Source organism: uncultured Microbacterium sp., assembly GCF_963521695.1.
In the GTDB taxonomy this organism is placed as follows: Bacteria; Actinomycetota; Actinomycetes; order Actinomycetales; family Microbacteriaceae; genus Microbacterium.
Genome location: NZ_CAUQWC010000066.1, coordinates 1 through 15,302, shown reverse-complemented (window position 1 = coordinate 15,302; position 15,302 = coordinate 1). Strand labels below are relative to the sequence as shown.

The 15,302-nt window shown below is 69.2% G+C and carries 6 protein-coding genes and 1 pseudogene; 4 read left to right on the top strand and 3 right to left on the bottom strand.

Features of this window, described 5'->3' with window-relative positions:
• Positions 1-2,002, bottom strand: a 2,002-nt coding sequence (locus RWP81_RS07075) for an alpha-galactosidase (RefSeq protein ID WP_314454073.1), incomplete at its 3' end; no start/stop codon positions are given.
• A gap of 142 nt (positions 2,003-2,144) precedes the next feature.
• Here RWP81_RS07075 and RWP81_RS07070 point away from each other — a divergent pair.
• Positions 2,145-5,129 carry a hypothetical protein gene (locus tag RWP81_RS07070; protein WP_314454070.1) on the top strand — a complete coding sequence of 995 codons (2,985 nt, stop codon included), beginning with the start codon at positions 2,145-2,147 and terminating at the stop codon, positions 5,127-5,129.
• Positions 5,130-5,243: 114 nt separating this feature from the next.
• On the top strand, positions 5,244-6,422 hold the full coding sequence (locus RWP81_RS07065) for an MFS transporter (protein WP_314454067.1): 1,179 nt from the start codon (positions 5,244-5,246) through the stop codon (positions 6,420-6,422).
• Between the two features lie 39 nt (positions 6,423-6,461).
• Here the strand turns inward: RWP81_RS07065 and RWP81_RS07060 are convergent, their stop codons facing one another.
• On the bottom strand, positions 6,462-6,641 hold the full coding sequence (locus tag RWP81_RS07060) for a hypothetical protein (protein ID WP_285136837.1): 180 nt from the start codon (positions 6,639-6,641) through the stop codon (positions 6,462-6,464).
• A gap of 338 nt (positions 6,642-6,979) precedes the next feature.
• Positions 6,980-11,311, bottom strand: a complete 4,332-nt coding sequence (locus RWP81_RS07055; protein WP_314454064.1) for a family 43 glycosylhydrolase — start codon at positions 11,309-11,311, stop codon at positions 6,980-6,982.
• 368 nt (positions 11,312-11,679) lie between these two features.
• On the opposite strand from RWP81_RS07055, the gene RWP81_RS07050 reads away from it, so the two are divergent.
• Together RWP81_RS07050 and RWP81_RS07045 are read left to right on the top strand one after the other, a co-directional pair.
• Positions 11,680-14,661 carry an immunoglobulin-like domain-containing protein gene (locus tag RWP81_RS07050; protein ID WP_314454061.1) on the top strand — a complete coding sequence of 994 codons (2,982 nt, stop codon included), beginning with the start codon at positions 11,680-11,682 and terminating at the stop codon, positions 14,659-14,661.
• Between the two features lie 313 nt (positions 14,662-14,974).
• Positions 14,975-15,302, top strand: a pseudogene (locus RWP81_RS07045) (hypothetical protein); the annotation flags it as partial.

Genomic DNA, 15,302 nt, shown 5'->3' with positions numbered 1-15,302 from the left:
CCGGGGTCACCTCGACGTCGCCGCCGACGAGGTGGGGGAAGCTCAGCGAGACCGAGCCCTCATCGCCGCGGTTCCACACCGAGACGAGATCTCCGTCATCGCTGCGCAGTCCGAGGGCGATCCAGGGGTCGTCCCATCGCGGCAGCCCGAGCGGCCAGTGCGGGTGAGACGCGGCGATCTCCTCGCGCAGTGTCTTGGCGACGGCGATGGCACGTGCCACGCGTTCGCGCTGTGCGGCATCCATGCGGTTGAGGTGGCCCGAGACGTAGAAGCGCCCGAGCAGCCCCGTGACGAGGCAGAACGCCGACTCCTCGGCATCCATCTCGGGTTGGGGGTAGGCCCAGCTCGCCGCCTGCTCGGGCAGGATCGACAGGGGAGCTGCGGCTGCGATCGGGGGGTACTTGCGGAAGTCCTGCTGGTCGGAGGTGGACTGCATCGCCAGGCGGGACAGCATCGCGTAGTCCATGCGCATCGCGCCCGAGCTGCAGTTCTCGATCACCAGGGTCGGATGCCGATCGAGCACCCCGTCGAGCCAGTCCAGGACCGCCCGGTTGTGTTCGAGCAGTCCGTCGCCGACGCTGTCGGAATCGCGGTCGGTCCCCGGGCCGGGGTTGATGTTGTAGTCCATCTTGAAGAACCCCACGCCGAAGTCGGCGACGAGGCGGTCGACGACGGCGTCGAGGTGACCGCGCGCCGCGGGGTGGCGCAGATCGAGGTGGAAGCGGTCGTGCTCGACGACACGCTCGCCGTTGCGCTGCAGGAACGCATCGCGGGGGAGGATGTCGGCGAGAGGGCTGCGGATGCCGACCACCTCCGGCTCCAGCCAGAGTCCTGCGACCATGCCGGCAGCATGGATGGCGCCGATGACTTCCCCGAGTCCCCCGGGGAACCGCGTCGTCGAGGGTTCCCACGCACCGACCGTGTCCCACCAGAAGCCGGAGTCGTCGTACCACCCGGCGTCGATGCAGAACACCTCGGCGCCCACGTCGGCGGCGGCGCGGATCAGCGGCAGCAGCTTCTCAGTGGTGGGGTCGCCGTCGAGGGTGTTCATATAGTCGTTGAACACGACCGGCATGGCGACGTTGTCGGGGTGGTCGCGGCGCGTGGCGCGTCGGTGATCGGTCAACGCATCGACGGCCGCACCCGCGGAGTCGCCGACCGCGATGGTCGCCGACACGCTGACGAAGCCCTCGGCGGGGCCGAGCACGCGCGTCCACCCCGAGTCGGCGTCGGTCGGACCCGACAGGGCGAGGTATCCGCCCGAGGTGTCCTCGCCGATCTCCCAGCGCCAGGCGCCGTTGTGCTCGATCTGCCACGCCAGCGCCAGGCTCGCCGCGGAGGATTCCAGGATGCCGGTGGGCAGGTGCTGCGCGGTGGACCAGGTGCCGGTCGAGACCGCGCTGAACGCTCCCCGCGGGTTATGTCCGGTGAGGTGCTCGGCGAGGGGCACGAAGTCGGGGCCGCGCAGGGGCGTGCGTGTCCACCGTCCCTCTCCCAGCCAGTCGCTGGCTCCGGTGATGCGATCCCAGCCTGCGAGGGCGTCGTCGACGCCGTCGTGCTCGGTGAACCCCGCGACCCACGAGGCGACCGCGCGCAGGACGATGCGCCCGGTGCCGACGTTGACGACGCGCACGCGGCTGGTGATCGCCGCGACGCCGTCGCGCGTCGTGAGCTCGATGGTCGCTTCGAGGTCGGCCGAGCGCTGGCGCAGGGTCAGCGTGCGCGCATCGCCGCTGGCCGTCTCGGTGTGGTCGACGTAGCGGAGACGGGCGCCGTGCTCGGTGTGCGCGAGGCGCCCTGACGCGGGGCGGTGGCCGGCGTCGGCGGTGAGGATCTCGACGAGCGGTACGCGGTGTACGCGGTGGTGGCCGGAACGGGTGACGTAGCCCGCGCACGTCACCGGGTGCTCGTCGTCCCACTGCAGATCCAGGGACAGCGTGTCGGTGCCCCACTGCAGGCGTGCGGGGGTCGCCCCGGTGGTCGGGGGATGCGTCGTCGTCATTCGTCTCTCCGTCGTGTCGAACGATGAGGACGCTAGCCCATCCTGAAAGCGTTATCAAGAAATTCTTGATACCGGTATCAAATCGCGTTACATTCCCCTCGGGCGCAACGCCGCGTCCGCCGACCAATGGAGATGCACCCTCATGAGACACCCCCGATGGATCGCAACGAGCACGGTCGGAGCCATCGTGCTCGGCGCGCTCGCGGTCGTCGCGCCCCCGGCCGCGGCAGCAACCACCGACACTCTCTCCGTCGACTTCGCCACCACCACGGGCGACTTCCGGGGCGGAGCGTCGGGCACCCTGTACGGACTGGGCGATGATGGCGCCCCCACCCAGGCGTTGATCAACGGAGCCCACATCACGAACACGTCGCAGAAGGCGCCGTACGGCACCCAGCACCCCAGCGGCGACGCCCTCAAGATCGAAGACGGCTTCTTCGCCAAGAACGGCACGCAGCTCGACATCTACATCCAGGACTACTACCCCGACTGGGCCTACAACGGCGGGCGTCGGCCGGGTGACGACCGCACCTACGACCAGGCCACCGGCACCTACACGAGCCAGCCGAACGGGATTTGGGACTATCTCGAGATCGTCGAGTTCGTCACCGAGGCCGTCGCCACGCAGTCCGACCACCCCGAGAAGTACGTCTTCATCCCCTTCAACGAGCCCGACGGCGGCAACTGGTACGGCAACGGAGACGTCTTCACCCAGTACTTCATGACCGACTGGAAGGCGGCCGTCGACAAGATCCGTGCGGTCTACGCGCGTCACAACCTCGCGGACCCCGTGATCGGCGGTCCCGGCGACGCCGCCTGGCGCCCAGACCGCACGAGCGTGTGGCTCGACTACGCCCAGCAGACCGGCACCCTTCCGCAGTTCATGATCTGGCACGAGCTGGGCATCGACAACCTCGCCACCTACCGGTCGCACTACGACGAGTACCGCGCAATGGAGAAGGCGAAGGGCATCGCCCCGCTCGAGATCAACATCACCGAGTACGGCCTGCTGCGCGACATGGGCGTTCCCGGCCAGCTCATCCAGTGGTTCTCGATGTTCGAAGACACCAAGGTCGACGCGCAGACCGCTTACTGGAACTACGCGGGCAACTTCTCCGACAACTCCGCACGCCCCAACGGCGCCAACGCCGGCTGGTGGATGTTCAAGTGGTACGGCGACCTCGCCGGGAGCAAGACGGTCAAGGTCACCCCGCCGCAGCTCAACGCCGTCGACACCCTGCAGGGAATCGGCGCCATCGACACCGACGACCGCCGAGCCACCGTGCTCTACGGCGGATCCAGTGCCGACACCGTCACCCTCGCGCTGAAGGGGCTCGACCAGCGCGTATTCGGCGGCAAGGTCGACGTCGAGGTCCGCGAGGCGCCCCTCAGCGGAGCGGAGGGTCTCGCCCCCACGCCCCGCCTGGTCACCACGCTCGAAGACGTCGCCGTGACCGACGGAGCGTTGCGCGTCGAGGTCCCGAACTACGACCGATACGCCGGGTACCAGCTGATTGTGACCCCTCCGCAGGACCGCCCCATCGTCGGAGAGAAGACGTGGTCCGCCACGATCGAGGCCGAAAACACCGCGGTCTCATCCGCACGCGTGTACGACCAGTCGCCGACGGGGAACGGCGGATGGATCTTCCTGGCATCCGGAGGTCGCGATGTGGGGTCGTTCAACAACGCCGCAGCGAAAGCCGACTGGACCGTCGACGTTCCTCGTGACGGGACCTACCGCTACCAGGTGATCGGAGCCACCCCCGGCCAGCCCGGTCGCCACGCCCTCTTCGTCGACGGCGCCAAAGCCGCCACCGTGCAGTACACCGCGGACCTCGCCCTCAATGACACCAGCCGGTGGAAGTACCGGGGGAGTGCCGAGACGACCGTCACGCTCACCAAGGGGACGCACACCCTCTCGTTGCGCGCCAGCGAGAACAGCTCCTCCGTCCTGCCCAACTCGGACATCACCCTGGACCGATTCGTCCTCACCGACGTGACCGACGGCGAGCCCGTCGACTACCCCGCGTCCACGATGCGGTTGGCAGGCTCCGCACGCCTCGAGTACGACCGACAGGGCCTGCACGGCTCGGTCCGGTTGGGTGGCGACGGTCGCGCCGACATCTACGCGACCGCCTTCGATTCGGGGTACTACGACGTCCGCGTCGACTACGCCACCACCGGTGCGAACGACGTCACGGTCGACTCGAACGGCCGCCGCGTGATGGATGCCGTGGCGCCCGGCGCCGGGGTCTGGGCGAGCACCGCGCGCGTCCACCTCTCCGAGGGCATCAACGAGCTCGAGCTGCGGTCGAACGCGGGCGCGTCAGTGATCGGGGTGACCTCCACGCGCGTCGCGAGCGCGGACTCCGCCGCCGTCAAGATCGAAGCCGAGGCGGGCACGGTCGCGGGAGCGGCCCGGAAGACCCCGATCGCGGCCGGCACCGGGACCAACGTCTCGGGCGGCACCGTGGTCGACTTCCTCGGCAACGGGGCCGGCAACACCGTCACCATCCCGCGTGCGGCCGGATTCGACCGGCCCGGCGACTACGACATCGTGGTCAAGTACACCAACGCGGAGGTGTCGGGGCGCCATGACTACAACCCGCAGGTCGTCGATCGCCGTCTTCAGGTCGGCGAGGCCGGGGGAGGACAGGTCGGACAGGGCTACTTCCGCTACACGTACTCGTGGAACAGCTTCTGGGAGCGCACCATCCCGGTGACGCTCACGACCGCCGGTGGAGCGCTGACGTTCGGCAACGACGGCGCCTACGCCCCCAACGTCGACTACGTCGTCGTCGCACCTCTCGTGCTCGGCCAGGTCAAGACCGAAGGGGCGGCCGCCCTCGCCCCGACCGTGAGCGCGTCGAACCGGTGCGTGGCCGGGAAGGTCACGCAGGTGGTCACCGTCGCGAACACGGGCGCCGTCGCCACCGACGTCACCCTCACCGGCACCTACGGCAGCAAGAAGGTGACGGCCGCGGCGGGCAAGACGGTCTCGACGACCTTCGCGACGCGGGCGACTTCCGTGGCCGCCGGCACGCTGTCGGTCAGCGCCGTCGCCAGCGGGTCGTCGAGCGGAGCGACGGCGTTCACCGTCCCCACCCCGCAGGGCAGTTGCCGCTGACCCCGGTGACAGCCTGAGCCGAGAGGGCCCGGGTCCGATGAACCGTCGGACCCGGGCCCCCGTGCGTCCGGCACGGCGTTCGCGGCGGGAGCCGGATGTCCTAACGTCGACATCGTGACGACGACTCCGCCCCGCCTGGGGCCGCTGTACCTCGCCGGGTTCACGACCGCGTTCGGAGCGCACGGCGTCGCCGCCGCGCTGGGGACGGAGACGGAGGACATCGGGCTCACGCTCTGGGGACTCGGCCTCATCCTCGCCCTCTACGACATCGCCGAGGTCATCCTCAAACCTGTCTTCGGGGCCCTCAGCGACCGCATCGGGACGAAGCCCGTCATCATCGGCGGTCTGCTCGTGTTCGCCGCCGCCTCGGTGCTCGGGGCGTTCGCGGCCACTCCGGCTCTGCTCGCCCTCGCGCGCTTGGCGCAGGGCGGCTCCGCCGCGGCCTTCTCGCCGGCATCCTCATCCGCCGTCGCACGTCTCGTGGGATCGGCGCAGGCGGGCACATACTTCGGGAAGTACGGTTCCTGGAAGAGCCTCGGCTATGCCGGTGGTCCCCTCCTCGGCGGAGCGCTCATCCTGTGGCTGGGACTGCCCTCCCTCTTCATCGCGCTCGCCGTGCTCGCCACCGTCGCCGCGATCGCCACCGCGTGGCGGGTGCCCGCGCTCCCCGTGCTTCCGAAGCAGCGCGTCACCGTGATCGAGTTGTTCCGTCAGTCGACCGCGGCAGCGTTCCTCGGGCCGGTCATCCTTCTCGCCGTCGCCACCTCCGCCCTCGGGATCGCCGTCGGATTCTTCCCGCTCATCGCCGCGCAGCTCGGGGTGAACCCCATCGTGGGAATGGGGATCGTCAGCGTCACGGCGGTGGTCTCGGCCGTCATCCAGCCGCGCATCGGACGGATGCACGACGTCGCCGCCCACCGAACCGGCGCATTCATAGTGGCGGGAGCCGCCACCCTCGTGCTCGCGCTCGTCCTCCCGGCTCTCGTGCCCGCGCTCGCGGTCCTGATCGCGGCGGCGGCCCTGGTCGGTGTCGGCGTGGGTGTCATCACGCCCCTGGGCTTCGCCCGTCTGGCCGCCACCACTCCGCCCGACCGCATGGGACGCACGATGGGCAGCGCCGAACTCGGCCGTGAGATCGGCGATGCCGGTGGCCCGATCCTGGTGGGCGCCGTCGCCGCCGCGGCGAGTCTCCCGCTCGCCCTCGTCGTGGCCGCCGTCGCGACCGCCGCTTCGGCGGCACTGGGGTCGACGCTGACCCGTCGGAAGGCGCCCGCGCCGCAACGTGACGACTGATCGACGCGATCGCCGGCGATCACGCCTCGCGCACGCGCCTCACTCGAGGACGAAGGCGCGACCGTTGATGAACAGCGTGTCGGGCTCCGCGGCATCCATCTGGAAGACGGCGCTGCTTTCGACCTCGGCCTGCTCCCAGGCCATCAGTCCCACGGGGGCGACGGCGGATGTGACGAGGAGGCCTCGGGCGAGGACGGAGAGAATCTGTCGACGGGTCATCGGGAATCCTTCTCGAAGCCGTCGACGTCGACGGCCCCTTCGCGGGTTCGGGGGAACCCTGGTCGGTGGGTGAGCGTGAACTCGCATCTACGCTAACCCGGTCCTGTTCTCGGTAACAAGAGGTTTTCCTGGGAGAACGACAAGTGGGGGCCCGCCCGGCCCGGGGGCCCCGTGCGCAACCCCGAGTGGTGGTGCTGGGGGGAGCCCCACCGGCGGCCGCCGTGGCCCGCCTCCCCGGGTCGTTGTCGCGCACACACGGGTGGTACGGGGCCCACCCCCCGGGGGCCCCGCCCCCCCCCGGGGCCCCACTTCCTCACCGACTCGTGAGGCTCATCGTGTCAGCCGCACGTGCGCGCGCCGTACGCCGCCTTCACCTCCGTCGCGGCACCTCCCGCGTCGGTCGCGGTGACCGTCACGGTGCCGGCCGCCATCGACGACTGGCGCACGGTGAAGCTCTGCGTCGTCGTCTTGCCGGCGGCGAGAGAGGCGACCGTCTTCGACCCGTGGTCCGAGGTCATCGTCAGCGAGACCGGGGCATCGTCGCGGTTGGTGACCGAGACGGCCAGGACGACCTTGCCCGCCACGCATCGGCTGGTGACCGCCGCAGAGACCTCGGGGCCCGCTGCGGGAACGGTCTGGGGCTTCACGCTCTCGAGCGTCGGGGTGACCTTCTGCATGAGGCCGTCGGCGCCGAACGTCACCCTGTCGATGGTGGTCTCGCGGTTGTTCCCGTTGCCGTTCGGCATCGCGAAGCGGTGGTACGCGATGTACCAGTCATCGGTTCCGGGAACGTTGATGATCGAGCTGTGGCCCGGCCCCTTGATTCCGAGGGACAGGTCCTTCTCGAGGATCACGCCGCGGTAGGTCCAGGGCCCGTTCATGCTCGTCGCGGTCGCGTATCCGACGCGGTAGTTCTCCGATCCGGTGTCGTCGATCGCGTAGGTCAGGTGGTACAGACCGTTGCGGTAGTTGAAGAAGACGCCCTCACGGAAGTCGGTCAGCCCGTTGATCCGCTGGTACGTGCCCGGCTTGATCGACTTCATGTCATCGGCCAGCTCCGCCAGCACGGGGGAGCCGTTGCCCCAGCCGAGGTACCACTTGCCCGTCACCGGGTCGTGGAAGGCGGCGGGGTCGATGGCCTGGCCCGAGGTGACGGCCTCGTTGTTGAGGATCATCGCGTTCGGCTCGGCCGTGAAGGGCCCCTCGGGGCTGTCGGCCACGGCGACGCCGATCGTCTTGCGGTCGACGGCGGCGTTGTGTCCGCTGAAGTAGAAGTAGTACTTCCCGTCGCGCTCGATGATTGTGGGCGCCCACGCGTTGCCCGTGGCCCACGGCACGTTGCCGTTGGCTCCGTCGAGCGTGAGGAACGGCTTGTCCGACCGGGTCCAGTCGGTGAGGTTCTTCGACTTCCAGACGTAGAACTCCTTGCCGCCCCAGCCGGGGAAGCCGTCGGACGTGGCGTAGATGTAGTACGTGTCGCCGAACACCGCGATGTTCGGGTCGGCGTACAGACCGGGCAGCACGGGGCTGTTGACCACGCGCGCCTCGATCTTCCACTCCGCCTTGGCACCCTTGGGCGTCGTGACCGTGTACGTCACTGGCTTCGTGAGGTCGACGGTGGTGCCCGAGGCGGGCGACACCGTGGAGCCGGGGACCGTGGTGAAGGTGGGTGCGAGCTTGGACACGTCGGTGCCCTTGACCACCGGCAGGATCGCGGTGCGCGCCTTGCTGTCGATGATCGGCGCCATCTTCAGCTTCTCCGGCTGCGTGAGCGACACGTCGAGCAGCTGGTCCTCGACGCCCGCGTTCTGCAGGATCTCCGTGTTCGACAGCGCCCGGTTGTATACCCGGACGTTGTCGTACCAACCCTGGAAGTACCCGTCCGCGCTGTACAGCGACTTGCCGAGATAGCCCATGAGGTTGGAGCCGAGCTCGCTCACCGAGGCGTTCAGGGCGAGGTTCTCATCGACCTTCACCCCGTCGATGTACATGCGCAGCGTCTTGCCGTCGTAGACGAGGTCGTACTTGTGCCACTGGCCGCTCGAGATGCTGCCGGTGACGTCGGACTCGTTCTGCCACGTCGCCTTCGTGATCGCTGTGCGCGCCTCACCGCCCCGCACCCGCAGGAAGGAGTACTTGTCCTGGCTCTGCCCGAAGGCGAAGGTGAAGAAGTTCCCGCTTGTGCGCTCGGACTTGATGTCCATCGAGACCGTCATCGTGTCGCGGCCGTCGAAGAACCCGGTCGGGAACGAGGCGAAACCGTTCGCCGCGCCGGTCAGCTTCAGAGCGGAGCCCTTCTCGGCATCCGTAGCGACGGATGCCGTGCCGGAGGCGGTGAGGTCGGCGTCGCCCACCGAGTCGGCGAGGGAGCCGTTCTCGAACGTGTACTCCGCGATCGGGCCCTGCTGAGGCTCTTCCGGTGTGACCGGGGTGTCGCCGTACTTCTCGAGCAGACGCGCCTCTTCCGCCTTCGAGAGGCGCAGGACGGACCCGTGACGGAAGCTCTGGTCGAACGAGAATTGGTTCGCTCCGGGACCGGCGCTCAGCTGGGTGTATTTGTTGCTGGCGAGTGTGTCGGCGGTGTGAGCGTAGTAGTTGAACTCATCGCCCATGACCGACCAGCGACCATCGGGCAGCTGGTAGACGGTGAGGCCCTCCATGCGGCCGCGCAGACCCGCCGCGGCAGCTTGCCCCGGAGCGATCTTCTGCGTCCAGGGACCGTCGAGCGACGGGGCGGTGTCGACGACCGTGTCCCAGTCGGAGGTCGAGAACCGGTAGTAAGTGTCGCCCTCCTTCGCGATGGTCGAGTCGATGATGTTCCGACCGCCCTGACCGTCGCCCTTCGGGTTCAGCGTCGTCCAGATCTCGGGCTTCGTGAACGTCGTGAAGTCACGGGTCTTGGTGAGGTACATGCGCAGCGCCCAGTCGGGCGTGTTGTTGTCGGTCTGGTCGCGCGCGGCCCAGTACACGTAGTACTCGCCGGTCGCCTCGTTGTAGATCGCCTCGGGCGCCCACACGCAACCGGCCTTGTCGAAGCCGGCGAAGACGATGCGCTGGTCGCTCCAGTTCACCAGGTCGGTGGATTCCCAGACGACGAGGTTCTGGCTCGCGTTGAGCTGGTCCCAGCCCGAACCGCCGGCTCCGCCGCCTTCGGCGTGCAGGTCGGTGCCGATGATCCAGTACTTGTCGCCCTCGGGGGAGCGCACGAGGTGCGGGTCGCGCACGCCGAGGTCGCCGCCCAGGTTCGCGAGGATCGACTTGTTGTCGTTCAGCTTCTCCCAGTGCAGACCGTCGGTGCTGTGCCCCATGAAGATCTTCTCGTAGCCGCCCTCGGTGGCGAAGTGGGTCCACAGGTATCCGGCCGTGTAGTCCTTGTCGAGACCCGCCGGAGCGGCCTTGACGGTGACCTCGATCTGACGGGTGACGGACGTTCCGGATGCCGCTGCGGTCAGCGTCACCTTCGTGTCGGTCGCGCCGCGCGTGACGACGCCGGCAGCCTTGCCGCCGGTCGGAGCCGTCGAGATCACACCCGACGGCGAGGCCGACCACGTGATGGCCGTGCCGTTGACCGACCCGGTCGCCGGGAGGGTGATGTTGCCGCGCACGTCGGTGGCGTTGGGGATGCTGATCTTGTCGAGGTCGGCCTTCGCGAGCTCGGCGTTGCCGGGCATCGCCGCCACGGTGACGGCGAAGGTGCGGGTCTCGGTGGCCGAGCCGCGGGTGAGGGTCGCCGTCAGCGTCGCGGTGGCGGGCTGCTGTCCGGCCGCCGGGCGCGTGACCTTGCCGGTTGCGCTCACCGCGGCGGTGTTGCTGGAGGCCCAGCTGATGGCGGCGCCGTTGACTCCCGTCGTGGGCAGACGCAGGTCGGCGGTCACGGCGCTCAGGTCGCCGAGCGAGAGGGCCGCGGCGTCGCGCTGCAGACGGGTGGCGTCGGTGGGGACGAGGGCGGCGACATCGGATGCCGACAGGGCGGCGTTGTAGACCCGGAAGTCGCGCACGCTGCCGGCGAGGCGGCGGTCGGCGTTGTAGACCGAGCGGCCGATGTAGTTCGCCGCGGTGGACCCGCCGCCGATGGCGCTCGGCTTGGTGGTGACGCCCGTGGCCTGGCCGACCTGAGCGCCGTCGAGGTAGATGCGCGCCGTGTCGGTGGCGTCGTCGAGGGTGTACGTGAGGGTCTTCCACACGTCGCGCTGCAGGTTGGCGTTGCTGTTCGCCGTCTGCTCGGTGCTCCAGTTGCCCGTCGCGATCGACGTCTTGTACGAGTTGCCGGTCGAGTAGAGGTAGCCGTTGCCGACACCCCCGCCGTCCGTGTTGCCGAGGCCGTAGATGAAGTACGGCGTGCCCTGATCGCCGCGCACCAGGACGTCGGTGCTGATGGTGATCGAGTCGAGGCCGGCCAGCAGATTGTCGGGCAGGTCGACGTAGTCGTCGGTGCCGTCCAACCGCACGCCCTCGCCGCCCGTCAGGGCCGCGCCTCCGACGTAGGTGGCGTTCCGACCCTTGCCGGACGCATCGACGGCGGTGGTGCCGCTCGCATCCGTGAGGGGGTAGTGGGCGACCAGCCGGTCGTCGGCGGCGGCAGCGGGCTGCGCGGCGACGAGGGCGCCGGTCAGCGCGAGGGCGAGTGTCGCGACGCTCGCGAGCGCGCGGCGGGGCAGGGGGTGCTCCATTGCGATCCTTTCGGACAGCCGTCGTTGGCTGCCGTCGTGCAGGGATGCTGAATGTTATCGCTCACAGGCGGTTGAAACAAGACCTCGTAGCCTCACTGTCTGCGCGGGCCGTGACGCAGCGGGTGCCCGTCGCGGTCGCACGGGAGCATGCGGATGTTGACGTCAACGAAGGATTGCCCCGCGCGACTGGTACCGCTAACGTGTGCAGCACGATCGGCATGCGTCGCCTCACGGGCGCGCGAATGCCATCGAGGTCGTCCTTCCCGGGGCCGACCGACGCGTCGCCGCCTCGGCGCACCACCCCACCGCTTCGCCTCGGCCCCCACCGTCGAAGCCGCGCACACAGCGCCGAGAGAAAGGTCTCGAAGATGAGATCACCGGTCACCCGCCCACCCCGAGTCGAGCGCTCGCGTCGCGTGTCGAAGGCGCTGACCGCGTCTCTCACCGGCGTGCTCGTCGCCTCGACCATGAGCATGGTCGCGCCCGCGGCTCACGCCGCCGACGTGCCGGCGCCCACAGCGCACTACGACATGTCGCACTCGGGTACGTCGCTCCTCGACGTCTCGGGCAACAACCGCAATGCCTCGCTAACCGGGTTCACCGACGCGTCGTTCGCCGACGCGGCCGGCGACGCCGTGCTGCGCTTCAAGGCCGACGGCTACGCCGCGCTTCCCAAGGGCCTGGTCACCGGCACCGACAACGACTTCACCGTCGAGTACACGGTCGCCGCGCAGTCCGCGGCGAACCACTTCGGGTGGGTCATCGGCGACGGCGTCGGGCCGTGGAACACCACGCAGCTCGGCAACCACATCTTCCTCAGCCCGCGTTCGGCGCAGGGCGGCTACACCGACCAGGTGCTCGCGGCCATCCGCGTCAAGAGCGGCAGCAGCAACGGCGAGACGCGTATGCCCGCCGGCGGCGGACTCAACCCGGGATTCACGACCCTCACGATGGTCGGCAGCGGCAACACGTTGACGCTGTACCGCGACGGGAGCGTCATCTCGACCCTCACGCACGCCAATTCGCTCAGCTCGATCATCCCCTCGGGCAACGTGCTCGGCTACCTCGGCCGGTCGCTCTACCAGGGCGACTCGCTGCTGCGCGCCGACGTCACCGACGTCAAGTTCTGGGACGCGGCGCTCACCTCCGCGCAGGTCGGGTCGAGCATGCCGACGGCGTCGCAGAAGTCGTCGACCACCTCCGCGCTCCTGCGTGGAGACGTCGCGGCGACCATGCTGCGCTCCAACACCTCGCTCGACAGCGTGTCCAGCAACCTCAACCTCGCCTCGTCCGTGAACGGCGTCGCGCTGACCTGGGCGTCGTCCAACCCGGCCGTCGTGTCGACCACCGGTGTCGTCTCGCGCTCGATCACGGCGAACACCCCGGTGACCCTCACGGCGACGAGCTCGCTCGGCACCCTGACCTTCGACGTCACCGTGATCGCCCCCACCGTCGCCACCGACCTGGATGCCATCTCCCTGGCATCCCGCACGACCGAGAACCTGCCGCTGGCCACGAAGGGCGCCGTCAACGGCGCCGCGATCAGCTGGACCTCGTCGAACCCCGCCCTGGTCACTTCGACCTCGGCCGCGTACATCGTTCCGGCCGTCGGTGCCGCCGACCCGTACCGCGGCGGCGGTCTCGTTGCACGTCCCGCCTACGGCGCGGGAGACGCGAAGGTCACGCTGACGGCGACGGCCACCCTCAACGGGCAGTCCGCGCAGAAGACGTTCGAGGTCACGGTCGCCGAGAAGGGACGCTGGGCTCCGGATGCCGGATACGCCGCGGCGTACTTCAAGTCCGACGGCGACGAGAAGATCTACCAGGCGGCGACGTCGGGCAACGACTTCTTCTCGTTCTCGCCGGTGAACGCGGGCCAGCCCGTCATCACGTCGACGACCGACACCAAGGGTCTGCGCGACCCGTACATCCTGCGGTCGAAGGATGGCGACAAGTACTACATGGTCGCCACCGACCTGTGCATCAGCTGCGGCACGGGCTGGGGCCCGGCGCAGTCGAACGGCTCGCTCAAGATCGAGGTCTGGGAGTCGACCGACCTCGTGCAGTGGACCCGCACGAACGGCGTCAACGAGGGCATCACGGTCAACCAGCCCGAGGCCGGCATGACCTGGGCCCCCGAGGCCTACTGGGACGACGCGCTGCAGTCGTACGTCGTGCACTTCTCGTCGCGTCTGTACAAGGACGCGTCGCACACCAACACCGACAACCTGCAGGCGCGGGTGTTCTACGTGCTCACGCGCGACTTCAAGACGTTCACCTACCCGCCCACCGAGTGGCAGAACACCGGCTTCGCCCGCATCGACTCGACCGTGCAGAAGATCGGCGACTACTACTACCGCTTCTCGAAGAATGAAGAGGGCGGCGCAGCCGACGGTCTCGAGGCGGGCAAGGACATCTTCCTCGAGCGCTCGAAGGTGCTGACCGCCCCGACGACGCGCTCGGACTGGAACGCCGATCCCGAGAAGACGTGGCAGCTCACCGACACCAACATGACCCGTCTCGAGACGAACGAGGTCGGCGAGGGTCCGCAGATCGTCAAGCTCAACGAGGGTGACCCGAACAACGCCGGGGGCGACGGATACGCCTTCCTCGTCGACAACTTCGGAGCGGGCGGATACCGCGCCTTCGTCACCACCGGTGGTGCCATCGCGAGCAGCTCGCAGAGCGACCGCCTGTCGCGTCGCGCCGACTGGAACGTCCGCCCGGTCGGCGGCCTGCCCGCCAGCCCACGGCACGGTTCGTTCGTGAGTGTGAACCAGTCGGTCCTCACCGCCATGCGCGACTGGACGTCGGTCAAGGCGGTCGCCTCGACCACCACCCTTACGCGTGAGGGCCGCACGGCCACCGCCGTCGTCGCCGCCGCCGACCGGGGCGACGTCGCGGGCACCGTGACCTTCACGGGCGAAGGGTGGACGCAGACGGTGAAGCTCAGCCAGCGCTCCGCCTCCGTCGAGGTGCCGGCCACGGTGCGCTCGGTGACCGCGCGATACGACGGGTACGTCGACGGCCGGGTCACCGCGTCGTCGTCCGAGGCGCTGTCGCTGGGTCTCGACGTGTCCGCCGTCGTCGCGAACCGCTGCGTCGCCGGGAAGGTGACGCAGGCCGTCACGGTGACCAACGCCGACTCCGTCGCCGCCGACGTCACCGTCGCCGGTGCCTTCGGCAACAAGAAGATGACCGTCGCCGCGGGCAAGACGGCCTCGACGACGTTCGCGACCCGCGCGACGTCGGTCGATGCCGGCACGATGTCGATCGACGCGGTGACCAGCGGTACGAAGAACGACGCTACGACGTTCACCGTGCCGGCCCCCCGGGGCAGCTGCGGCTGATCCCACGTCACCGGTGGGCGGCCCGACTCGTTCGGGTCGCCCGCCGGCGCGTGCGTTGTCCCGAAAGCCCCTGGCGTCGGGCGCCACCGCTCGTGAGGGCAGTGGTGCCGCGGCCCACGCGCGCTTCGCCGCGCACCCCACGATCCCGATTCCCCGTCCGCTGACGAAACTCTTGTCATCGGATGGTGTTCTCGCTAACATTCATGATGTCGCGGGGCGGGGGATGACCCGGATCCTTCCCGTAACGACCGGAGCGTCCGGTGAGCTTGCTAGTCGTTCGACGTCGGTGTCGGACGAAGAAACGGAGTACACAATGAAGTTTTCCAAAGGTGTCGCGGCTCGTATCGCCGTGGCGGCTGCCGGTGGTCTCGTGCTCGTGGGCACGGCTGGTGCCGCGTTCGCCGCCGAGGTCGGAGACGAGAACGTCGACGTCAACGTGCAGATCGCGCCCGTCGTGGGCCCCGGTAGCCTGAGCCTCACCGTGGCCGGCACGTCGGCCACGCTGACGGAGTCCCCGTCAGGTGACGCCGAGGTGCGCCAGTTCGACGGCGCCCTGCCCACCGTCACCGTCACCGACACCCGCGATGTCGCCGACATCCCGGCGGACCGCTTCTGGTACGTGGTCGGTCAGGCCTCGGCCT

Coding starts and splice junctions, on each gene's coding strand:
- RWP81_RS07070 (WP_314454070.1), top strand. CDS start 2,145: ATGAGACACCCCCGATGGATCGCAACGAGCACGGTCGGAGCCATCGTG.
- RWP81_RS07060 (WP_285136837.1), bottom strand. CDS start 6,641: ATGACCCGTCGACAGATTCTCTCCGTCCTCGCCCGAGGCCTCCTCGTC.
- RWP81_RS07055 (WP_314454064.1), bottom strand. CDS start 11,311: ATGGAGCACCCCCTGCCCCGCCGCGCGCTCGCGAGCGTCGCGACACTC.
- RWP81_RS07050 (WP_314454061.1), top strand. CDS start 11,680: ATGAGATCACCGGTCACCCGCCCACCCCGAGTCGAGCGCTCGCGTCGC.